Origin of the sequence: Fluviicoccus keumensis (assembly GCF_004217445.1) — a bacterium.
GTDB classification, from domain to species: Bacteria; Pseudomonadota; Gammaproteobacteria; order Pseudomonadales; family Moraxellaceae; genus Fluviicoccus; species Fluviicoccus keumensis.
On record NZ_SHKX01000010.1, the window covers coordinates 213,030 to 233,204 of the forward strand.

The 20,175-nt window shown below is 61.3% G+C and carries 21 protein-coding genes; 13 read left to right on the forward strand and 8 right to left on the reverse strand.

The genetic code is table 11. The features are described from left to right. Positions 1–21: 21 nt before the first annotated feature. Both EV700_RS02010 and EV700_RS02015 read right to left on the reverse strand, forming a co-directional pair. A complete protein-coding gene (locus tag EV700_RS02010) occupies positions 22–1,482 on the reverse strand; it encodes a DUF4403 family protein (protein ID WP_165391293.1) in 1,461 nt (486 codons plus the stop codon). Positions 1,483–1,573: 91 nt separating this feature from the next. After that, positions 1,574–2,215 carry a TetR/AcrR family transcriptional regulator gene (locus tag EV700_RS02015; RefSeq protein WP_130410687.1) on the reverse strand — a complete coding sequence of 214 codons (642 nt, stop codon included), beginning with the start codon at positions 2,213–2,215 and terminating at the stop codon, positions 1,574–1,576. A 321-nt stretch (positions 2,216–2,536) separates the two neighbouring features. Between EV700_RS02015 and EV700_RS02020 the strand changes: the two genes are divergently transcribed. The 3 genes from EV700_RS02020 to EV700_RS02030 all read left to right on the forward strand — a co-directional run bounded on the left by EV700_RS02020 (position 2,537) and on the right by EV700_RS02030 (position 5,231). Next, positions 2,537–3,298, forward strand: coding sequence for an alpha/beta fold hydrolase (locus EV700_RS02020; protein WP_165391294.1), 762 nt, complete (start codon positions 2,537–2,539; stop codon positions 3,296–3,298). Positions 3,299–3,323: 25 nt separating this feature from the next. Further along, complete coding sequence (locus EV700_RS02025; protein ID WP_130410689.1) at positions 3,324–4,298, forward strand: NAD-dependent epimerase/dehydratase family protein; 975 nt, start codon at positions 3,324–3,326, stop codon at positions 4,296–4,298. Between the two features lie 63 nt (positions 4,299–4,361). Then, complete coding sequence (locus tag EV700_RS02030) at positions 4,362–5,231, forward strand: cation diffusion facilitator family transporter (protein WP_130410690.1); 870 nt, start codon at positions 4,362–4,364, stop codon at positions 5,229–5,231. A gap of 6 nt (positions 5,232–5,237) precedes the next feature. Here EV700_RS02030 and EV700_RS02035 read toward each other — a convergent pair whose 3' ends face one another. Next, positions 5,238–6,137 carry a metal-dependent hydrolase gene (locus EV700_RS02035; RefSeq protein ID WP_130410691.1) on the reverse strand — a complete coding sequence of 300 codons (900 nt, stop codon included), beginning with the start codon at positions 6,135–6,137 and terminating at the stop codon, positions 5,238–5,240. A gap of 116 nt (positions 6,138–6,253) precedes the next feature. On the opposite strand from EV700_RS02035, the gene EV700_RS02040 reads away from it, so the two are divergent. Next, a complete protein-coding gene (locus EV700_RS02040) occupies positions 6,254–6,877 on the forward strand; it encodes a TetR/AcrR family transcriptional regulator (protein ID WP_130410692.1) in 624 nt (207 codons plus the stop codon). Between the two features lie 15 nt (positions 6,878–6,892). On the opposite strand, the gene EV700_RS02045 is transcribed toward EV700_RS02040, so the two are convergent. Next, on the reverse strand, positions 6,893–7,909 hold the full coding sequence (locus tag EV700_RS02045) for an alpha/beta hydrolase (RefSeq protein ID WP_130410693.1): 1,017 nt from the start codon (positions 7,907–7,909) through the stop codon (positions 6,893–6,895). Between the two features lie 230 nt (positions 7,910–8,139). Continuing rightward, the gene (locus tag EV700_RS02050) at positions 8,140–8,787 is read right to left on the reverse strand and encodes an MBL fold metallo-hydrolase (RefSeq protein WP_130410694.1); all 648 of its coding nucleotides are present in this window, start codon (positions 8,785–8,787) and stop codon (positions 8,140–8,142) included. A gap of 58 nt (positions 8,788–8,845) precedes the next feature. Between EV700_RS02050 and EV700_RS02055 the strand changes: the two genes are divergently transcribed. Together EV700_RS02055 and EV700_RS02060 are read left to right on the forward strand one after the other, a co-directional pair. Then, the gene (locus tag EV700_RS02055) at positions 8,846–9,334 is read left to right on the forward strand and encodes a YajQ family cyclic di-GMP-binding protein (protein WP_130410695.1); all 489 of its coding nucleotides are present in this window, start codon (positions 8,846–8,848) and stop codon (positions 9,332–9,334) included. Between the two features lie 40 nt (positions 9,335–9,374). After that, a complete protein-coding gene (locus EV700_RS02060) occupies positions 9,375–9,863 on the forward strand; it encodes a DUF4442 domain-containing protein (RefSeq protein WP_130410696.1) in 489 nt (162 codons plus the stop codon). 40 nt (positions 9,864–9,903) lie between these two features. On the opposite strand, the gene EV700_RS02065 is transcribed toward EV700_RS02060, so the two are convergent. After that, positions 9,904–11,661 carry a cation:proton antiporter gene (locus tag EV700_RS02065; protein ID WP_130410697.1) on the reverse strand — a complete coding sequence of 586 codons (1,758 nt, stop codon included), beginning with the start codon at positions 11,659–11,661 and terminating at the stop codon, positions 9,904–9,906. A gap of 29 nt (positions 11,662–11,690) precedes the next feature. Beyond that, a complete protein-coding gene (locus EV700_RS02070) occupies positions 11,691–11,900 on the reverse strand; it encodes a SlyX family protein (RefSeq protein WP_130410698.1) in 210 nt (69 codons plus the stop codon). 137 nt (positions 11,901–12,037) lie between these two features. Here EV700_RS02070 and EV700_RS02075 point away from each other — a divergent pair, with 137 nt between their 5' ends. The 6 genes from EV700_RS02075 to EV700_RS02100 all read left to right on the forward strand — a co-directional run bounded on the left by EV700_RS02075 (position 12,038) and on the right by EV700_RS02100 (position 17,508). Beyond that, entirely contained in the window at positions 12,038–13,939 is a 1,902-nt protein-coding gene (locus EV700_RS02075) for an ATP-binding cassette domain-containing protein (RefSeq protein WP_130410699.1), read from the forward strand. 42 nt (positions 13,940–13,981) lie between these two features. After that, complete coding sequence (locus EV700_RS02080) at positions 13,982–14,692, forward strand: hypothetical protein (protein ID WP_130410700.1); 711 nt, start codon at positions 13,982–13,984, stop codon at positions 14,690–14,692. Further along, a complete protein-coding gene (locus tag EV700_RS02085; protein ID WP_130410701.1) occupies positions 14,665–15,024 on the forward strand; it encodes a 4a-hydroxytetrahydrobiopterin dehydratase in 360 nt (119 codons plus the stop codon). The genes EV700_RS02080 and EV700_RS02085 overlap by 28 nt, the downstream gene beginning before the upstream one ends. Further along, on the forward strand, positions 14,990–15,658 hold the full coding sequence (locus EV700_RS02090; protein ID WP_130410702.1) for a hypothetical protein: 669 nt from the start codon (positions 14,990–14,992) through the stop codon (positions 15,656–15,658). The genes EV700_RS02085 and EV700_RS02090 overlap by 35 nt, the downstream gene beginning before the upstream one ends. A 2-nt stretch (positions 15,659–15,660) precedes the next feature. After that, positions 15,661–16,590, forward strand: coding sequence for an alpha/beta fold hydrolase (locus tag EV700_RS02095; protein WP_130410703.1), 930 nt, complete (start codon positions 15,661–15,663; stop codon positions 16,588–16,590). 186 nt (positions 16,591–16,776) lie between these two features. Then, the gene (locus tag EV700_RS02100) at positions 16,777–17,508 is read left to right on the forward strand and encodes an SRPBCC family protein (protein ID WP_130410704.1); all 732 of its coding nucleotides are present in this window, start codon (positions 16,777–16,779) and stop codon (positions 17,506–17,508) included. Positions 17,509–17,562: 54 nt separating this feature from the next. On the opposite strand, the gene hemE is transcribed toward EV700_RS02100, so the two are convergent. Then, complete coding sequence (hemE, locus tag EV700_RS02105; protein WP_130410705.1) at positions 17,563–18,627, reverse strand: uroporphyrinogen decarboxylase; 1,065 nt, start codon at positions 18,625–18,627, stop codon at positions 17,563–17,565. Positions 18,628–18,792: 165 nt separating this feature from the next. Between hemE and EV700_RS02110 the strand changes: the two genes are divergently transcribed. Then, entirely contained in the window at positions 18,793–20,175 is a 1,383-nt protein-coding gene (locus tag EV700_RS02110; protein ID WP_130410706.1) for a sensor domain-containing diguanylate cyclase, read from the forward strand.

Below are 20,175 nucleotides of genomic sequence, written 5' to 3' on the forward strand. Positions count from 1 at the left end.
CGGCCGTGACCGGCCGCCGGCTCAATTGGAGACAGCGACCGGCTTGATGGCCGGAGCCGCAGCGGCAGGCAACGCCGCCGGAGGAGCGACAGGGATCGCCGGCTTACCGGAATCAATACCCAGTTTCCCATCCACCAGCACCAGCGCCTTCAACTCCGTGGGCGTGAAGAACACTCCCTGGGGTTTGACGCTGGCCACCTGCAGGCGCAGGTTCATGCCATAGCCCAAGTCCTGACGGTAGTCGCGGAAATCCTTCAGCACATCCGCCAGATCCTTGTCGAAATTGAAACGCGCCTTTTCCTGGATGGCATCACGGAATGTGCCATGCAGCATCCAGTTGGCGCTGCGCGCCAGAAAGCTGCTGGTGGACAATTCGAAAGTGACATCCTCCAGCCGCATCTCATTGGTATCGGTATCCAGCACCGGCTTGCCCAACAGATAGACTTCGGCAGCGATGGGCTTTTGCAGCTTCAAGCCAAGCACGGCCTTGTCGCCGCTGCCATAGAAGCGCAGGCTTTCGATCAGGACTTCCCGTCCACCGGCATCAAACGGTTTGCCAACCAGTTTTTCATTCAACAGGGCATTGGCGGTATCCAGCCCGATATCGCCGCGCAGGGCGATAAAGAAGGTATCGGGCGTGGATGTCAAACGCTGCGGTTGCGGTTGCGGCGGCAAGGGCAGGCGCGGCTTGTCGCCGGTCACGATCTGGGGGCGGGCCTGGACGCTGACCGCCGTTGTCACCAGGCGGCCGTTACCCTTGATGTCAGCCAGCCCGACTGATTCCGGCTGCAACAACAGCCAGACATTCTTTTGCAACTCCCTTGGCTCATTCAGCGTGGGCCACGCCTTGCCCAGCATGGCCTTCAGACCGAACTGCTTCAGGTTGTCGGTAATGGCGGCCGTGACCAGCGTCTGCACCTTGTCGCGCACAATCGGCAGGTTGAGGATCTTCTCGACCGGCAGATTGAGTTTGGTGATGTTGCAGGGTTTCAGCCACTTGAGCTGCCAGGGGTCTGATTGCAGGGCCAGATCACCGCCCTGCGTCCAGTACAACTTGCCGGGCAAGGTGAACTCAATGCGCGGCATTTCCTCACCATTGATCCCGCAACTGACTCCGCCCAGATTCAGGCCGGCGGCGCGGATATTGGAGTCCAGCGAAAAATCGAGTTGCGTGGTCGCCTGAAACTGGTTGCCGGTGACCGAGAGCTTGAGGTCCTTGAGGAAAACCTTGTGCTGGATATCGGCATTGCCGATGCCGATCGGCTGGGTCGTCGTCGCATAGGAGAGCGGCTTGGGCGAAGTTCGCAGCACTTCGGCGCGCAAGGCCTCCAGATCCAGGGAGATCGGCAGATTGATCACCGAGGGGTTCACCGCCGGCATGACAAAAGGCAGCGGGCTATTGGGCGGCGGCTGGATTTGCGGGGCGGAGCAACCCACCAGCAGGGCGGCGCTGACAGCAAGGGCGGGCCATACGGTACGCATAGGATGCCTCATTGGACGGGGAAACACGACAAGGGCGGCATTTTGCCATATCAGCCGCCAACATGTCCCGTCAGGCTGTATCGGTCGTGTGTCAGGACTTGCCGAATGCGGGCTTCATCAGGTCCAGAATACGGTTGGCCAGGATATCCGCCTGGACATCGGGCTCGTTGCTGTGATGACAGAAGACCTGGGTGAAGTTGCCCTCCAGCCACAAATGGGCGAAGCCATGAACCACGCTCCAGGCCAGCATGCTGTAGAGGAACACCTGACTCTGGCGGTCCGGCGGGGTCAGGCTGCCGACCACATCGGATAACAGGGCAAAGCACTCATCCCCGGCCTCTTTCAGAACCGGGTTGGTCTTGTCGAGAACCTCACAGCGGAAAATCAGGCGAAACGCGCCGGGTCGCTGAATGGCGAAATCGATGTAGGACAGGCCCACAGCTTTCAATCGCGCATAAGGATTGGCGCCGGCGGCGGCAATCCGGGCCCGCCCTTGCACCGTCATGTCCTGAAAGACGCTGGCGGCATAGGCCGAGAGCAAACCGGCCCGGTCGCGGAAATGGTGGGCGGGCGCGGCATGCGAAACGCCTGCCCGACGGGCGCAGGCGCGCAGGGTGAAAGACTCCAGCCCTTCTTCCTCTATCAATTCACCAGCGGCCTGCAACAACGCACGCGCCAGATCGCCATGATGATATGGCGGGCGCGGTTCGGGAATGGCGAGGCTACTGGTCATCGGAACACCATGAATTGTCTTTACAGTGTAAAGTTTAGCCTATTACCTGAAAAAAAACATCCGGCCCGAAGCCATCGCGCCGTCGTCCCATTGTAAACAGTAATAGGCTGGGTCATTATCGCCTGATTCAGCACACACCATTCGTGACACGCCCCGCATCGTTACAAACGTCGGAGTCGCGAAGTTTTACAACAAGAAGATCGCGCCGAGCACGGCGATTTTTCATCAGGAGACATCATGCACCGCCCTGCGTCCTGGCGAGTCCAGCATGTCGAAACATCAGCGGGACACCTCTTTGTCCGGCGCCGGGAGGGCGTGGGTATGCCCCTGATCCTCTGGCCGTCCATTTTCTTCGATCACTCCCTGTATCTTGGCCTGACCGAGTGGCTGCCAAACCCGATGATCATGCTGGACGGTCCCGGGCACGGCCGCAGCCACGGCAGCCCCGACCGGCTGACGCTGGATCTGTGCGCCCAGGCTCAAGAGGAGGTGCTGCGCGAACTGAATGTGCCGGCCGCCGTCGCCGTCGGCACGTCCTGGGGCGGCCTGGTCGCCATTACCCATGCCATGAGCAACTCCGGCCATCGGGTCAAGGGCTTGATCCTGGCCAATACTCCGTTCGGCGCCGACCCCTCCCCCCGGTGGCGCACCCGGCTCATTGTCGCCATGTCCCGCTTCATTCCGGGTCTGAAAATCTTCCGGCAAGGCATCGCCAAGGCTTTTTTCTCACCCTCGACCGCGTTGCGTCATCCCGAAGTCCTGAAGAACTTCCTCGGCCAGGAGGATACCTTCGAGAACCCCGGGCTGCATGCCGCGATCCGGTCCGTGTTGCTGGAACGCCCGTCACTACTGCCGGCGCTGGGCAAGCTGGACGTGCCGGTGCTGGTCATCGCCGGCGAAGATGACTCGCTCTACCCCCTGGAAACCCTGAAGCAAGCCGCGACCGCGATTCAGGGCCATCGCCTCGAAGTCATTCCCGCCACCGGCCACCTGTCGCTGGCGGAGCGCCCCCACGAGTGCTCCACCCGCATCAAGAAGTGGCTGGCCGAATTTTTCCCTGTCACCGCCCCCGCACAAGCTTGAGGCTGATGACTTCCGGAGAGCAGGCATGCGTATCTTTGTCACCGGCGGCAGCGGCTTTCTCGGGCAACGGCTGATCCGGCGGTTAACGGAAGAAGGCCATCAGGTGACCGCGCTGTCGCGCACGACTGACAGCGATACCCGGTTGGCCTCACTGGGGGCCACACCGGTTCGCGGTTCGTTGAGCGATATCCCGCGCTGGGAAAAGGCGCTGGATCGCCAGGACATCCTGGTTCACGCCGCCGCGCCGATTGATGTCTGGGGACGCTGGCGGACCTTTCGTCACGACATCCTTGAAGCCAGCCTGCAGCTGTACCAATTCGCCTGCGACCGCCGCGTCAAGCGCTTCATCTATCTAAGTTCCGAATCGGTGTTGCAAGACAGCCGTCCGCTGCTGGACATCGATGAGTCCACCCCTTATCCGCTGGAACCCAATTCCCTGTACGGCAAGGCCAAGAAGCTGGCCGAGCAGTCCTTGCTGTCCCATGCCGGGCCAACCACGCTGATCATCCTGCGGCCCACCTTCATCTGGGGCGCAGGTGAAAGCCAGCTTGATACCTTGCTGGAGAAAGTACGCAAGGGGCAATTCGTCTGGGTTGACCACGGCCATGCGCCCATGGAGCACGTCCATGTGGACAATGTGGTGGAAGCCATCAGGCTGGCCATGAACCGGGGGCTGCACAAGGGCATCTATTTTGTGACCGATGACCAGCCCTCGACGGCGCGGGAATTCCTCGGGGCGCTGATGGAAGCGCATGGCCTGACGCCGCCGGAAGCCAGCCTGCCCGCCGCGCTGGTGAAGCCGCTGGCGCCGTTGGTCGAGAGTCTGTGGCGTCTGCTGGCGCTGCAAAGTACACCGCCCCTCTCGCGCTTTCAGCTGGACTTTATTGCCCTGCCCCGCCGTTACCGGCTGGACCGCATCCGCCGCGATCTGGGATACCAGCCGGTCCGCCGTCTGGATGAAGGACTTGCCGAAATCCGCGCGAGCCGGCCGCTCGCCTAAGCCAGTGTTAAGGCGGATGTGCTAGCATTCGCGTCACTCTTCCACCCGAGCGCCGCCTCAGTCATGACGCCTCCCTCACTGACCCGCTTTGCCTGGTTGTCCATCGCCGCCGCCCTGATCACCCTCGGCCTGAAAATGGTGGCCTACGCCCTCACCGGCTCGGTCGGTCTGCTGTCCGATGCGCTGGAGTCGCTGGTGAACCTGGCGGCGGCGATCATGGCGCTGGCGATGCTGCATGTCGCGGCCCAGCCGCCCGATGACGACCACGCCTACGGCCACACCAAGGCGGAATACTTTTCCAGCGCGCTGGAGGGACTGCTGATTCTGGTGGCGGCGGCGGGCATTGCCTGGACGGCCTTCCCGCGCCTGTTCGACCCCAAACCCATCGAGCAGGTCGGCCTGGGCATGGCGATCTCGGTCGGCGCCTCACTGGTGAACCTGTGGGTGTCCCGGGTGCTGTTCAAGGCAGGCAAGCAATATCATTCCATCACGCTGGAGGCGGACGCGCACCACCTGATGACCGATGTCTGGACCTCCGCCGGCGTGCTGATCGCCGTGGCGCTGGTGGCCGCGACCGGCTGGTACATCCTCGACCCGGTGATCGCGCTGCTGGTCGCCGCCAACATCGTCTGGACCGGCATGCACCTGATGTACCGCTCGGTGACCGGGCTGATGGACACCGCCCTGCCGTCGGAAGAACTGGCCGCCATCCGCCGCATCCTCGACAGCTACCATGACCAGGGCGCGCGCTATTCGGAACTGCGCACCCGCCAGTCCGGCGCCAGCAAGTTCATCACCGTGCATGTGCAGGTGCCGGGCGACTGGTCGGTGCAACAGGGTCACGACCTGCTCGACGCGGTCGAAGCGGAAATCGCCAACGTCCTGCCCAACACCCACATCCTGACGCATCTGGAGCCGCGCGAACGCGACTGAGGCTGCTCAGACGGCCAGCGCCTCGCGGTTGCGCAGTTCGGCATTAAGCATGCCCTGCGCGCCGAACAGTTTCTCGCGCCATACTTTCTCCAGTTCGGCGGTGTGATGGCGGTCCGGATGGAAATCCTTGCGCGCGAACAGTCCCATGCGCGGCAGGATGCGCGTCACAAAACCGTTACGGCCCAGCAGCAACTGCAGGCCGCGACGGTTTTCCTTCCAGTTCAGCAACTGCCCGTCCTTCGCCACCATCCACAGCCAGCTGCCCAGGATCGGCGGCAGCAGCGCGCCCGCCACCAGCGGATAACTCAGCCAACGCTCCAGGCGGCTGTTGCCGATCAGTTCGTAAACCTCGTATGCCACCGCCTTGTGCTCCAGCTCCTCCAACGCATGCCACTGCCACAGCCCGATCATTTCCGGATCGGCCTTGCTGCGGAAGTTTTCGTCATTCAGCAACTGTTCGCCCAGCAGGGCGGTGAAATGCTCCATGAAGGTGGTGCAGGCCAGTTGCTGGCTGGGCGACAGCTTTTCCAGCAGCTTCAGTCCGGCGGCGACGCCCTTCTGCGCCACCATCACATCAAAACCGCGCGCCTTCAGCAATTCATTCAGGCGTTCATGCTCGCGGGTGTGAATCGCTTCCTGGCCGATGAAACCGGAAATCTTCGCCTTCAGCACCGGATCGGTGACGCGGTCGCGGTAATGGCGCACGGTGTCCATGAAGAACAGCTCACCGGGCGGAAAGATGGCCGACAACAGCGCGAAAAACAGGGTGGCGGTCGGATTGTTGTCGTAGAAATACCGCGATCCCGCTTCCAGGCGGCGGAATTCCATCTGGCGGGGCGGAATGCCGACGGTGGCTCCGGCCAGCTTGCGGGGTTTGGCGGCGGTCGGGGTGACGGTCGTGTTCATGGGGCGCGGCTCCGGTGGAATCGGGTGGGGATTATCGTGTCATCTACCATTGACTGTTACATCCATTGATGACACATTAATCCGAACCATTGTTCGGATTCAATTCGGAAACCGTCATGCCCAGAAAGCCCCGCCAGCAACGCTCCCGCGCTACCGTCGACGCCATCGTCGAGGCGGGATTCATATGTGTCGCCGAATTGGGCATCACCGGCACCACCACCCGCCATATCGCCGAGCGCGCCGGCATCAGCGTCGGTTCGCTTTATGAATACTTCAGCAACAAGCAGGCGATCTACGAAGCCATGAACCAGCGCATGGTCACGGATGTGGTGGCGATGATCCAGCCGCTGCTGCCGCAGCTGATGCGCATGGACATTACCGAAGCGGTGCATACCCTGCTCGGGCAGTTCAGCAACTTCCTGCGCAAGGATGACGAGCGCTACCTGAAATGCGCGCGGCAGGCGATCCGGGTCGACATCAAGGGCTATCTGGACCCGATCGTGAAGATTTTGTCGGAACTGGTGATGAACCACCTGATGCATCACCCGGAGAACATGCGCATGCGCAACATTCCGGCGATGAGCTATATCTTCATCAATGGCGGGGTGTTCGCGGTGATCCGCCACCTCTCCGACCCGAGCCCGCCGGTCAGCTTCGAGGAGCTGACACAGGGGCTGGCGGACATGGTAGGGCATTACGTCGCCTACGAGCGCCTTCTGGCGCTGTCGGCGGGAGGATAAACGGCGGGCGGGAACTCAGTGATCGGCGTAACCGCCGGCCTGGAACTTCTCCAGATCGTGGACAAAGCGCGCAATGTGCTTGTAGGCGCGCCGCCCTTCCGGAAGGAAGAAGGCGAACAGCGGAAAGACATGCGGCATCGCCGCCCACTCCTCATACACCACCGGCACGCCGGACGCGCGGGCGCGGTCGGCCAGGCGCAGGGCATCATCGCGCAACACCTCCGTACTGCCCACCATCAGCAACAACGGCGGCAGCCCGGTCAGGTCGGAATTCACCGGCGACACCCACGGATGCCAGGTGGAGGCTCCCTTCGCATAGTGCTGCCCCAGCGCCTCGACCGCCGACGCCGCGAACAACGGATCATGATCGCGGTTGGTATGCATCGAATCGCCTTCACAGGCAATATCCGTCCACGGCGAAATGCAGATGCAGCCCGCCGGCAGCGAAATGCCGGAGAACTTCAGCGCCTGCATCAGGATCAGCGTCAGGTTGCCGCCTGCCGAATCGCCGGAGACGATGATGTTTTCCGGCTTGAAACCCATGTCGAGCAGATAGGTGTAGCCGGTCACGGCATCATCCAGCCAATGGTGGAATTGCCAGTCCGGCGCCTTGCGGTAGTTGATGGCGAACACCGGCCGGTGCAACGCCCGCGACAGCCGCCAGGTCAGTGGGCGATGTTGCTCGATGGAGGAAAAGAAGTAGCCGCCGCCATGCAGGTAATAGATGACCTTCTCTTCCTTCAGCCGCTTGCCGGAGCGCACCCACTCGCCGTAGCAGTGTTCAAAAGACACCGGGGTAATTTTCACAAAATCAGGGACATGCGTCGTGAACGGGCTGGTCAGCCGGTAAATCTGGTTCACCACATTCATGGTGTTGTTGGTGACGGCGGCGTATTGCAGCACCGGCTTCACCGTCAGCTTGGTGGCCAGGTTGAACAGACGCGCCTGCCAACTGAGCGGATAATCCACCTGACGATGGAACGAGGGATGGTGAAAATGCGGATCGGTGGCAAAAGCGAGTTGCTGGGTCATGAAGGCGCGGCTCCGCTCGGAACCGTCAGCCGTCGCGGCGCGGTTCCGATCTTGTTTTCAGGGGCCGGAAATCCCGCCGGCCCGATCAGAATAATGAGGGATTGTTACCGAGCTTAATCCGAGTGTTGCTCGGTTGTCACGCCCTCCAGTCCGCGTTTTTGCACCGTCCGGCGCGGGTTGGCCCGACCTGACCAAAATCAAGCCCCGCCGCGTCTTCTCATATAGGGACATCAGCCGAAACGGCCGCCGACAAACGGATTGGTCGCCTTTTCCTGACCGAAGGTGGACATCGGGCCGTGCCCCGGAATGAAGCGGTAATCGTCGCCCAAGGTGAACAGCCGACCGCGAATGGACTGGATCAGGGTGTCGTAGTCACCGCGCGGGAAATCGGTGCGGCCGATGGAACCGGCAAACAGTACATCGCCCACCATCGCCAGCTTCGCCGCATGATTGATGAAGACAATATGCCCCGGCGTATGGCCGGGACAGTAACGCACCTCGAATTCCAGCTTGCCGACGGTGACGGTATCGCCGTCTTCCAGCCAGCGCGTCGGTTCGAAGGCGCGGGCGGGCGGGAAGCGGAACATCATTGCCTGCTGTGGCAGCATGTCCAGCCAGAATTTCTCCTCGCGCTGCGGGCCTTCGATTGGCAGCGCCAGTTCTTCCGCCAACGCCAGCACGCCGCCGACATGATCGAGATGACCGTGCGTCACCAACAGCTTCACCAGCTTCACCCCGGCCTTTTCCACCGCCGCCCGCAGCTTGGGAATATCGCCTCCGGCGTCAACCAGCGCGCCTTCCATCGTTTCATCGCACCACAGCAGCGTGCAGTTCTGTTCATAGGGCGTGACGGGGATGATGCGGTATTGCAAGGCCATTTCGGGGGTTTCCTCTGCGTGCTAGACTTCGCGCCAAATTGTGCTGGCGAGGTGGATTATGCCTTCTTTTGATGTTGTTTCCGAACTGGAAATGTTTGAAGTGAACCATGCGGTGGGCAACACCACCAAGGAAATCGCCACCCGTTTCGATTTCCGCGGCTCGAACGTCAAGGTGGAGCTGAATGAAAAGACCAAGGAAGTGAAGCTGACCGGCGAGTCGGATTTCCAGGTGGAACAGGTCTTCGCCATCTTCGAAAATCACATGCTGAAGCGCAAGATCGACCCGCAATGCCTGGACCCGCAGAAGATGACCGCATCCGGCAAGGAAATGCACCAGATCATCAAGCTGAAGGACGGTCTGGACAGCGACACCGCCAAGAAGATTGCCAAAGCAATCAAGGAATCCGGGATCAAGGCGCAGGCCAGTATTCAGGGCGACAAAGTGCGTGTTACCGACAAGAAGAAGGACACCCTGCAGGCCGTGATGAATTTGCTGCGCGGACAGTCATTCGGCATTCCGCTGCAATTCAATAACTTCAAGGACTGAGCCAGACTCGGTCCGTCAACCCACTCCCGAGGAATCCGTCATGGCCAACCAGGTCCAGAAGCTTGTCAACGCCACCCAGTGGCTTCCCGCCAATATCCGCGCCAAGGCCATTTCCAAGATTTTCGGCAATGTGGTGCCGCTGGTCGGCACCGCCGGGCTGGTCTATGAGGAACTGACGCCCGAGCGCGTGGTGGTCAGCATCCGCAACCGCCGCAAGGTGCAGAACCACATCAAGAACGTGCACGCCGCCGCCATGGCGCTGCTGGCCGAAACCGCCACCGGCTTCTGCGTCGGCATCAACCTGCCGGACGACAAGCTGCCGCTGATCAAGAGCCTGAAGGTGGAATACCTGAAGCGTTCGCAAGGCGACATGGTGGCCGTGGCGCACCTGAAGCCGGAAGACATCGCCCGCATCCAGAGCGAGCCGAAGGGGGAAGTGCTGGTGCCGGTGATCGTCACCGACGAAACCGGCAACGAGCCGATCCGCTGTGAAATGCTGTGGGCCTGGGTGCCGAAGCAGCGTTCCTGAGCCTGTCCCGGCCTGACGGAAACCTGTCAGGCCGGTTCATTTACTCCCCGCCCTCTTCCTCCAGCGTCTCCATCAACGCAATCTGCAAGCGCGAGTGCAACCGCACGAAACGCTTCCACAGCAAGGGCAGCAGCAGCCCCATGCCCACCAGCACGCCCACCAGCAAGGGCGCGGGCGGCAGGATGCTGGCGCTGAGCGCCGCCACCAGCAGCACCATCACCAGCATCGCCACGATCGGAATCAGTTCCGACACCACCTTGCGCGCCTGCACCGTGTATTGCCCCGCGACTTCCGGCTTCACGCCCATTTCCGCCAGCAGCATGCTCAGCGCCTTCAGCTTGCGGTAGGCCGCAATCAGGAACGGCAGCGACAGGAACAGCGCGCCCGCCCACACCGCCGCCATTTCCAGCCCCTCATGGCGGATCAATTGCGGCAGATACACCTTCACGCCGTCAAAGAACGCCGCCGCCGACACAAAGATCGCGATCACCAGCGCCAGATTGACGAAGGCGTGCACCAGGATGCGGCGGATCATCTTCGCCAGCAGCACCTCATCCTCGTTTTGCGGGCTCAGGCTTTGCAGCCAGACATCATAGGCTTCCCACACCCCGACTACCCGGCGCGGCATCCATTGTCCCAGAAGGCGCGACAGCGGATCGGCGCTCTTCATCAGCCACGGCCCGAAAAAGGCCGTCAGCGTGGATACCGCCACCGCGATCGGAAACAGGAAATCGCTGGTCACTTTCAGGCTGACGCCCAGACTGGCGATAATGAAGGAGAACTCACCAATCTGCGCCAGCCCGAAACCGGCGCGCAGCGCCGTCGAACCGTTCTGCCCGGCCAGCAGTAATCCGAAGCTGGCGCCCGCCACCTTGCCCGCAATCACCGCCAGCGTGATCACCAGCACCGGCACGGCGTAGTCAATCAGCACCTGCGGATTCAGCAGCAGCCCCACCGCCACGAAGAAAATGGCGCTGAACATGTCGCGCAGCGGTTCCACAAGCCGCTCGATCTGGCGCAACTGCCGCGACTCGGCAATGATCGCTCCCATCAGGAACGCACCCAGCGCCATGCTGTAATGCAGTTTCGTCACCAGCAGGCAGAAGCCGAAACACAAACCCAGTACCGCCACCAGCAGCGTTTCCTGACTGCGGAAGGACGCCACATACGCCAGCAGCCGCGGCACCGCCAGGATACCCACCACCAGCGTCACGATCATGAACAGCGCCAGTTCCGCCAGCGTCTGCGCCACCGAGCCGAAGCTGATGCCGCCCGAACTTGCCACGCCGGACAACAGGGCCAGAATGGCAATCGCCAGGATATCTTCGACAATCAGCATTCCGAAAATGTAATGGGCGAATTTCTGGTTCTTCAGCCCCAGTTCGCCCAGGGTCTTGACGATCACCGTGGTCGAGGAAATGGCCATCATCGCACCGAGGAACACCGCATCCATGGTCTGCCAGCCGAAATAGCGGCCGATCTGGTAGCCCACCCAGATCATCAGCGAGGTTTCCAGCGTGGCCGCCACCAGTGCCGCCGCCCCCACCCGCCCCAGCTTCTTCAGGTTGAACTCCAGCCCCAGCGAAAACAGTAGGAAGACCACGCCCAATTCGGCCAGCGTGTGGATGGTCTGCAGGTCATGGATCAGGGCAAACGGCGGCGTGTGCGGGCCGATGATCAGGCCCGCCAGGATGTAACCGGGCACCACCGGCAGCTTCAGGCGGTGGAACAGGACAGTCACCAGTCCCGCCACCATCATGATCATGGCGAGATCCTGCAGGAACAGCTCGGCGTGCATGCGTTTCCAGACTCCTGACAGTCAAGGCATCAATAATGGGGCGGAACTTCGTCCTCGGGCGCGGGAGCGGCCTCGTCCACCGGCCGCAGGTCGCGGATTTGCCGGTAAAGGTAACGGACCTGCTGCTGCAACAACTCGATTTCCTGCTGCTGGCGCCCCACGACGCCGTTCAGGGCCTCGACCAGCTCCTCCTGGAAGGCCATCTTGATTTCCAGATCGTCCAGACGCTCGGTGGACATGCGGTGTCATCCTCATCAATTTCCCGTTCAAACAGCAGTATAACGGCTGCATCCGCCTGCCGTCCTGCAATTCCCCTGCCGTTTGCCGCCGGGATTTTGCTACTATGTCGCCCTCTTTCACCCCCGGTAATCCTCTCATGGCCCTGCTGACCCTCCGTTCCGTTTCCCTTGGCTTTGGCGGCCCCTTGTTGCTCGACAAGGCCGACTTCAGCCTGGAGCGCGGCGAGCGGCTCTGTATCCTCGGCCGCAACGGCGAAGGCAAGTCGACGCTGATGAAGATCCTGTTCGGCGAATTGCAGCCGGATTCGGGCGAAGTCTCGCGCCAGCAGGGCCTGACCATCGCCACCATGCCGCAGGAAGTGCCGAAGGGGCTGGAAGGCGATGTTTTCGATATCGTTGCCAGCGGGCTTGGCGAACCGGCCAAACTGTTGCAGCAATATCACCACCTCAGTCACGCCTGCGAACTGGGCGATGCCGACGCCTGCGACAAACTGCTGGCCATCCAGTCCGACATGGCCGACCACGACAGCTGGTCGCTGCAACAGCGTGTCGAGGAAGTGCTCAGCCGCATGGAGCTGGATGGCGACGCCCCGCTCGACAGCCTGTCCGGCGGCCGCAAGCGCCGCGTGCTGCTGGCGCAGGCGCTGGTGCAGCAACCGGACATCCTGCTGCTGGACGAACCCACCAACCACCTGGATGTCACCAGCATCCAGTGGCTGGAAAACTTCATGGGTAACTACAACGGCACCGTCGTCTTCATCAGCCACGACCGCGCCTTCCTCGACCGCGTCAGCACCCGCGTGGTCGAACTCGATCGCGGCCGTTTGCGCAGTTTTACCGGCAGTTACTCACAATACATGGCCGAAAAGCCGCAACTGCTGGAAGCCGAAGCCAAGCAGAACGCCCTCTTCGATAAGAAACTGGCCGAGGAAGAAGTCTGGATCCGTCAGGGCATCAAGGCGCGCCGCACCCGCAACGAAGGCCGGGTGCGCGCCCTGATCGAACTGCGCCGGGAACGCGCCGAGCGCCGGGAGCGCGTCGGCAACGCCAGCATCAGCATCCAGGAAGCCGAGAAGTCCGGCAAGCTGGTGCTCGACATTCACGACCTGACGGTCAAGGCCGGCGACCGTGAACTGGTCCGGGGCTTCAACGCCACTGTCATGCGCGGCGACAAGATTGCACTGCTGGGCGAAAACGGCGTCGGCAAGACCAGCCTGATCCGGGTCATCCTGGGCGAGGACCCGGCCGCCGCCGGGCAGATCAAGCGCGGCACCAAGCTCGAAGTCGCCTACTTTGACCAGCTGCGCAACCAGCTGGATGAAGAAAAATCGGTGCTGGACAACATTGCCGGCGGCTCCGACTTCATCGATATCAACGGCGAGCGCAAGCACGCACTCAGCTACTTGCAGGACTTCCTGTTCACGCCACAACGCGCCCGGACACCGGTCAAGGCCCTGTCCGGCGGCGAGCGCAACCGGGTGCTGCTGGCGCGGCTGTTCAGCCGTCCGTCCAACCTGCTGGTCATGGACGAACCCACCAACGACCTCGACATCGAAACACTGGAACTGCTGGAAGACAAGCTGGACGCCTATCAGGGCACGCTGCTGCTGATCAGCCACGACCGCGCCTTTGTCGACAATGTCGTCACCGGCTCCTGGGCGTTCATGGGCAACGGCCGCGTCGAAGAGTTTGTTGGCGGTTATACTGATTGGTTGCGCCAGACCGAGGGCCGGGCGCCCGCCGCCATTACCGGCAAGGCTCCCGTGAAGAATGCGCCTGTGACCGAAGTCCCGGAAATCCGGGAAAAACCCGCTATTCCCAAAAAGAAATTGAGCTACAATGAGCAGCGCGAACTAACGGCCCTGCCTGCGCGCTGCGAAGCGCTGGAGGCCGAACAAGCCGATCTGCAGGCGCGTCTGGATAATCCGGACATCTATGTCAAGGATCCGGATGGCGCCGCAACCGCCAGCCGGCGCTTGGCGGAAATAGAAGAAGAACTGTTACACTTGCTCGAACGCTGGACCGAACTGGAATCGTAGGACTTGCCGGCGTGCGTCACGACCTGAACTGAGGAGAAAACAATGATTCGCGGAAGGCTCGCAGCTGCTTGTCTCGCCCTGGCCGGACTGGCCGGCTGTGCATCGAATGGTCCCTATCCCCAGACTCAGGCCGCCTACCATGCCCCCGGCGGTGCGTATTCTTTCAATCTGAGCAGCCAGGCGCTGCAAGGCAAGCTCGAACTGACCGAGCAATGCGAGCCCTACGGCGGCAGCCTCAATATCTGGGACAGCAAGAACCGCTTCTTCCGGATCGATTACCTGAACCTGATTGCGCATCCCGTCGTCCGTCCGCCCTCGTTCGCGAATGACCGGACGCTGAATGACATGGTGCTGAGCTATTACCTCAGCGATGTGCTCGACAAGGAAAAAACCATCCTGGAACGGAAAGTCCTGTTCAAGGACACCGTGAACTCGGACGTGGGTGAAGGTTTGCTGGCCATCGTCAGCATGACCATGAAGCCGGAAAGCCTCCCCAAAGATGCGCTGGACAATACCATTTATTACGGGTTTTTCGTGGTACGCCGCGGTGACTTTTCCTATATCGTCCAGCATCGTCAAGAGGTCTACCAACCGGAACGGATGAAGGCGATGCTGGTGACCCTGGTCACCGACATGACCATTCCCGGCAAGGGCTACGAACAACGCAAGGTTGATGGTCTGGGCGTGGTTGACCAGGTCTTCGGCTCGCAAACAGAAATTGATGCGTGGAAAAAAGCGCAGAACTGCATCTGACCCTGCCGGAACTTGCTCCCTGGTCGCCGTCCGGACTTTATCAGGCGGCTCTGCTGGAACACCAATGCCTGTCTTTGCCGCATTGGCGGTTGGATCGCTCGACCGGCATCGACCGCCTGTTTCGGCAATGGGAAACCCCGGATTTCGCTGCGGCCGCCCGACTGGCCGCGCGCTTGGCGGAGCTGGCCGAAGCCGTACAGCACCACCCGGAAATCACGATTGGTTGGGGTTTCATCCGGGTCTGCTGGTATACCCGCGACTTGGGGGGAGTCCACGAAAATGATCTGCGACTGGCCCATGCGACCGAACAACTCTTCACTCGCCACCTCTAAACCCCGCCTCCTGCCGCGCTTGCTGGCGGTTGGTCTCAGCCTGATCGCCGCTGCGGCCCAGGCCCGCCCCGCCCCGCCGCCTTGGGCGGCGATGGGTGCGCGCCTGCAAACCCTTAATCGTGAAATACTTGCCGACCGCCAACGGGTGGACGCGATTGCCCGGCAATACCTGTCCAGCGATGACATTTCCGAGGACGACTTCAACTGGCTGAAACTGAATGCCGAAAAGTACGGGCTCGAACCGCGCCAGCGCGGGGACCGCAACTTTTTCAACGCCCTGCTCAGCCGCATGGACGTAGTGCCGCCCTCTCTGGCGCTGGCGCAAGGCTGGCTGGAGTACGGCTGGCGCAAACCCAAGCCAACCCGTTTCCCCCCGGCCTGCGCCCCCCGCTGCATGGCGGGCAATCGCACCCTGGCGCCCGAAGACATGCATGCCTGGGTGCTGACCATCAATACCGAGCCCGCCGGCGCCAATTTCCGGACCGTCCGGGCACAGCTACGCCAGCAAAAACGCCCGTTATCCGGACGAACGCTGGCCCCGGCGCTGGAGCCGCTGACCAGTGAGCACGGCCGTTATACCGCGCGCCTGACCACGGTAATCCGCCAGTTCAAAATGGATCGTTGGGATCCTTGACCATGCCCATATCCAGCTCCTGCCTTGAGGTCCGTAACGGGCCGATACGCCTGAATGTCCGCTGCTGGGGGGATCGCTCACGGCCTGTCCTGGTTCTGGTGCACGGTTTTCCGGATAACAGCCTGATCTGGACCGGTATCGCCGAGCGGCTGATGCGCCGGTTCTACGTAGTCGCTCCCGATGTCCGCGGCGCCGGAAACTCGGATATTCCCGCCCGTACCCGTGATTACCGGATGGCCTGTCTGGTGGAAGATCTGGCCTGTGTCATAGACGTGGTCAGCCCTGATCATCCTGTTCATCTGGCCGGACATGACTGGGGCTCCATCCAGTGCTGGGAGGCGGTGACCACGCCGCTCCTGCAAGGCTGCATCGCCTCTTTCACCTCAATCTCCGGCCCCAGCCTGGATCATGCCGCGTTCTGGATGCAGCGCAGCTTCCGCCAACCTCACGACGACGCCCGCCGTCAGCGCGTCCTCAACCAGCTGCTGCATTCCTGGTATATCGCCTCCTTCCACCTGCCGTTGTTGCCACGCCTGACCTGGCGTCTGGCGTTCAACAAATGGCCCGCGCGGATTGCCGAGTTGAATCACGCGCTGGAAGCGGAACAATTCCCTACCCAGGCCAGCGACGGTCTGCATGGCATCAAGCTGTATCGGGCCAATTTCCTGAAGCGCCTGCTGCATCCCGAAGGCCGCTGGACCGATGTGCCGGTACAGCTGGTCGTGCCGACCGACGACATCTTTGTGACGCCCGGCCTGTTTGATGATCTGACCGGTTGGGCGCACAAGCTCTGGCGGCGCAATGTCGCCGCCGGACACTGGGTTCAACTCAGCCACCCGGACCTCATTGCGGGCTACCTGGCCGAGTTCACCCGCCTTGTCGACACGGGGGATGAGTCTCCCGGTCTGGCGGCGAGTCGCGTCCACTCCTGAAATCCCGGCTGAAACATCTTCGTTCCGCCCAGGAACACTGACGTCATTTGTCCCGCCGATGGCGCGTGATGGCGATTGTTTAACCACAGCACCTGATTAACTTCACCCCGCGATTGGCACGGTCGTGCCGTATTCGCCATCCGTATCCGACCACAAAAACGACAATAGCTGAACAGGAGTTCTGTCATGGTCCATCCACTCTGGCTCGCCGCCCTGCTTTCCCTCGGACTCTTGCTACCGGCTTCCCCCGCCCGCGCCGACGCCGATGACATGGCGGAACTGCAAGGAAAATTGGGCAATACCTGGGTAGAGGTCCGTAACGACCGCAAACGCAACATTCGCACCTGGATCAAGCAGGAAGACCAGAAACGCTTCCGTTCATTCAAGGTCGAAGCGACGCTGGAAGGCTCGATGGAGTCCTATGCCCGGATCATGCTCGATTTCGACAACTACCGGAAATGGTATTGGGAAGTGCTGGAGTCGCGCCTGCTGAAGAAAGTGTCGGCCACGGAATACTACCTTTACTTCCGTCATCGTACTCCGCACGGAATCCCGGGACGCGATGCTGTCCTCCATGCAGTCATTGAACCGCAGAGCCGTAGCCATAACGACATCGTCATGACCGTCCGCGCCGAACCGGGCTTCATTCCGCTCAAGCCTGATCTGGTGCGCATGGCCGCCGAGGACATGACGGTCCGTTTCACGCCGTTACCCGGGAAGCGCGTCAAGGTGGAAGCGGAAGGCTACGTCGATCCGGGCGGCAACATCCCGGCCTGGGCGAATAATTATGTCCAGCGCGCCGCCCCTTACAGCATCATGATCGGCATGCAACGCATGCTGGAAAATGATGACTATGCCAATTCACGGACCCCGCTGCCATTTCCCATTCTCGGTCAAGGCGATCTCAGCGTACGCTGAATGTAAAACGGCCGGGCTAATGCCCGGCCGCTTCATGCATGACCACGATCCATATCAGCCGTGATAGGCGCCGCTGAACTCGTGCACGGCCTCGATGAATGCGCCCGCATTCTCGGGATTCACATGCTGGTCAATGCCATGTCCCAGATTGAAGACATGTCCCTCACCATGGCCGTAAGCCGCCAGAATGCGCTGCACTTCCTGACGGATCTGCGAGGGTGAGGAAAACAGGACTGAGGGGTCCATATTCCCCTGCAATGCCACCCGGCCGCCTACGCGCTGACGCGCCACACCGATATCGATGGTCCAGTCCAGGCCCAGCGCGTCCGCGCCGGTGTCCACCATGCTTTCCAGCCACAAGCCGCCACCCTTGGTAAACAGGATCACCGGCACCTTGCGGCCCTCATGCTCGCGGATCAGCCCGTGCACGATCTTGCGCATGTAGGCCAACGAGAACTCCTGATAGGCCGCCGCCGATAACGCCCCACCCCAACTATCGAAAATCTGCACGGCCTGGGCTCCCGCCAGGATCTGGGCGTTGAGATAGGCAATCACCGAATCCGCCAGCTTGTCGAGCAAGGCATGCATCAACTGCGGCTGGGTATAAAGCATGGTCTTGGCGGCGCGGAAATCACGACTGCCGCCGCCTTCCACCATATACGTCGCCAGCGTCCACGGGCTTCCGGAAAAGCCGATCAGCGGCACCCGGCCATTGAGCGCCCCCCGGATTGTCCGAACCGCACGGATGACATAATCCAGATCGCTCTCCGGATCCGGAACCGGCAGGGCGGCGACATCCGCCTCCGTTCGCACTACCTTGCGGAAGCGCGGACCTTCACCGGTTTCGAAATACAGCCCCAGCCCCATTGCATCCGGAATGGTGAGGATGTCCGAAAAGAGGATCGCGGCGTCCAGCGGATAGCGCTCCAGCGGTTGCAGCGTCACTTCGCAGGCCAGATCGTGATTCTTGCACAGCGCCATGAAATCACCCGCCTTTTGCCGGGTCGCCCGATATTCCGGCAGATAGCGGCCGGCCTGGCGCATCATCCAGACGGGGGTGACATCGACGGGCTGACGCGCAAGCGCACGCAGGAAACGGTCATTCTTCAGGGCTGTCATGACGATACTCGCGGATCCGAAAGGCCGTTATTGTAACTGCCTTTTTCCATTTCAGGAGCCGAATACGGTAATTCATCGCGGGGGGCTGGAAATTTTACCGCCGTGGTTCAAACTTGAACGACGGCCCGTTGCTTCACAACAAGAACACACCACTGGCGAATCATCATGGAAAGCCCGCTACTTCCCTCCCTGTCCGCCGCCGCACCGGAAATCAGCGCTGTACCGGACTGGGGAACACTGATCCTGGAAGCCTTGCCCACCATGACGGTCGCCACAGACTTGGCCGGCGTCATCCGCTTCGCCAATCCCTCCGCACTCTATCATCTGGGCTATACCGAGACGGAATTGTGCAACCGCGCCACCATCCTGTTGCTGCATGATCTGGCCCAGATTCAGGAGCGCTCCACCCAAATGGCCAACGAGTTGGGCCGCACGATCAGACCGGGCCTGGACTGCCTGACAGCCATCGCCGCCGTTCGCGGCGTCGACCGCCTGGAGTGCGACTACCTGCGCAAGGATGGTGAAGCCATCCCGGTAGTCGTGGAAATCACCCCGCTTTATGCCCATAGCCAGACCTTGTCCGGCTTCCTGTACACTGCCCGGGAACGCGAAACAATCCCCCAGCCCGAACCTATCGACAATCCCGAAGCCAGCTTTCGGGAATTCCTCGACAGCACCCATGACCTGGTGCAGAGCATTACGCCGGACGGCCACTTTCTGTATGTAAACCGCGCCTGGCTACGAACGCTGGAATATCAGGTGGATGACCTTCCGCAACTGACGCTGGTCGATGTCATTCATCCCGTCAGCATGGGCCAGACAGCGCTGTTGTTCAAACAAGCCCTGTCCGGTCACCGCCATAGCCGGCAGGAATTGATCCTGAAGACCCGAAACGGCCACGAAATCATCGTGGAAAGCAGCAACAGCTTCTCGTTCGAGAACGGCAAGCTGACGGCCATCCGCTCCATATTCCATGACATCACCTCGCGCAAACACCAGGAGCAATTGCTGGCTGAGCACCAGAAACAACTCTCCAGCGCCAACGTCAAGCTGGCGCTGCTGGCCACGACCGACGCCCTGACCGGCTTGAAGAATCGCCGTGTTTTTGACGAGCGCATGGATTACGAGTGTGACCGCGCCATCCGCCAGAAAACCCCGCTGGCCGTCATGATTCTCGATGTCGATCGCTTCAAGGAATACAATGACGAGTTCGGTCATCCGGCCGGGGATCATGTCCTTCAGCAACTCAGCCTGTTGCTGCTACAGAACAGCCGCACCATTGACTGCGTCGTTCGGTATGGCGGTGAAGAGTTTGCGATAATTTTGCCCAACACCCCACTGGAGGGCGCCCTGGTTCTGGCGGAGCGCTTCAGGCAAGTTGTGATGAATCATGAATGGCCATCACGCCTGATTACGGTCAGTATCGGCGTCGCCAGCGTAATCCCGGAGACGGCGCGCACCATCAAGGAGTTGGTTGCCGAAGCTGATCGCTGCCTATACGAAGCCAAGCATGGCGGCAGGAACCGGATACACCCGGAACAGGACTGA

Excerpts from the sequence above, each read along its gene's own strand:
- EV700_RS02065 (WP_130410697.1), bottom strand. The coding sequence starts at position 11,661 with ATGCACGCCGAGCTGTTCCTGCAGGATCTCGCCATGATCATGATGGTG.
- EV700_RS02090 (WP_130410702.1), top strand. The coding sequence starts at position 14,990 with ATGCGACCGAACAACTCTTCACTCGCCACCTCTAAACCCCGCCTCCTG.
- EV700_RS02050 (WP_130410694.1), bottom strand. The coding sequence starts at position 8,787 with ATGGCCTTGCAATACCGCATCATCCCCGTCACGCCCTATGAACAGAAC.
- EV700_RS02080 (WP_130410700.1), top strand. The coding sequence starts at position 13,982 with ATGATTCGCGGAAGGCTCGCAGCTGCTTGTCTCGCCCTGGCCGGACTG.
- EV700_RS02110 (WP_130410706.1), top strand. The coding sequence starts at position 18,793 with ATGGAAAGCCCGCTACTTCCCTCCCTGTCCGCCGCCGCACCGGAAATC.
- EV700_RS02010 (WP_165391293.1), bottom strand. The coding sequence starts at position 1,482 with ATGCGTACCGTATGGCCCGCCCTTGCTGTCAGCGCCGCCCTGCTGGTG.
- hemE (WP_130410705.1), bottom strand. The coding sequence starts at position 18,627 with ATGACAGCCCTGAAGAATGACCGTTTCCTGCGTGCGCTTGCGCGTCAG.
- EV700_RS02100 (WP_130410704.1), top strand. The coding sequence starts at position 16,777 with ATGGTCCATCCACTCTGGCTCGCCGCCCTGCTTTCCCTCGGACTCTTG.
- EV700_RS02035 (WP_130410691.1), bottom strand. The coding sequence starts at position 6,137 with ATGAACACGACCGTCACCCCGACCGCCGCCAAACCCCGCAAGCTGGCC.
- EV700_RS02055 (WP_130410695.1), top strand. The coding sequence starts at position 8,846 with ATGCCTTCTTTTGATGTTGTTTCCGAACTGGAAATGTTTGAAGTGAAC.
- EV700_RS02045 (WP_130410693.1), bottom strand. The coding sequence starts at position 7,909 with ATGACCCAGCAACTCGCTTTTGCCACCGATCCGCATTTTCACCATCCC.
- EV700_RS02020 (WP_165391294.1), top strand. The coding sequence starts at position 2,537 with ATGCCCCTGATCCTCTGGCCGTCCATTTTCTTCGATCACTCCCTGTAT.
- EV700_RS02040 (WP_130410692.1), top strand. The coding sequence starts at position 6,254 with ATGCCCAGAAAGCCCCGCCAGCAACGCTCCCGCGCTACCGTCGACGCC.
- EV700_RS02025 (WP_130410689.1), top strand. The coding sequence starts at position 3,324 with ATGCGTATCTTTGTCACCGGCGGCAGCGGCTTTCTCGGGCAACGGCTG.
- EV700_RS02075 (WP_130410699.1), top strand. The coding sequence starts at position 12,038 with ATGGCCCTGCTGACCCTCCGTTCCGTTTCCCTTGGCTTTGGCGGCCCC.
- EV700_RS02030 (WP_130410690.1), top strand. The coding sequence starts at position 4,362 with ATGACGCCTCCCTCACTGACCCGCTTTGCCTGGTTGTCCATCGCCGCC.
- EV700_RS02060 (WP_130410696.1), top strand. The coding sequence starts at position 9,375 with ATGGCCAACCAGGTCCAGAAGCTTGTCAACGCCACCCAGTGGCTTCCC.
- EV700_RS02095 (WP_130410703.1), top strand. The coding sequence starts at position 15,661 with ATGCCCATATCCAGCTCCTGCCTTGAGGTCCGTAACGGGCCGATACGC.
- EV700_RS02015 (WP_130410687.1), bottom strand. The coding sequence starts at position 2,215 with ATGACCAGTAGCCTCGCCATTCCCGAACCGCGCCCGCCATATCATCAT.
- EV700_RS02070 (WP_130410698.1), bottom strand. The coding sequence starts at position 11,900 with ATGTCCACCGAGCGTCTGGACGATCTGGAAATCAAGATGGCCTTCCAG.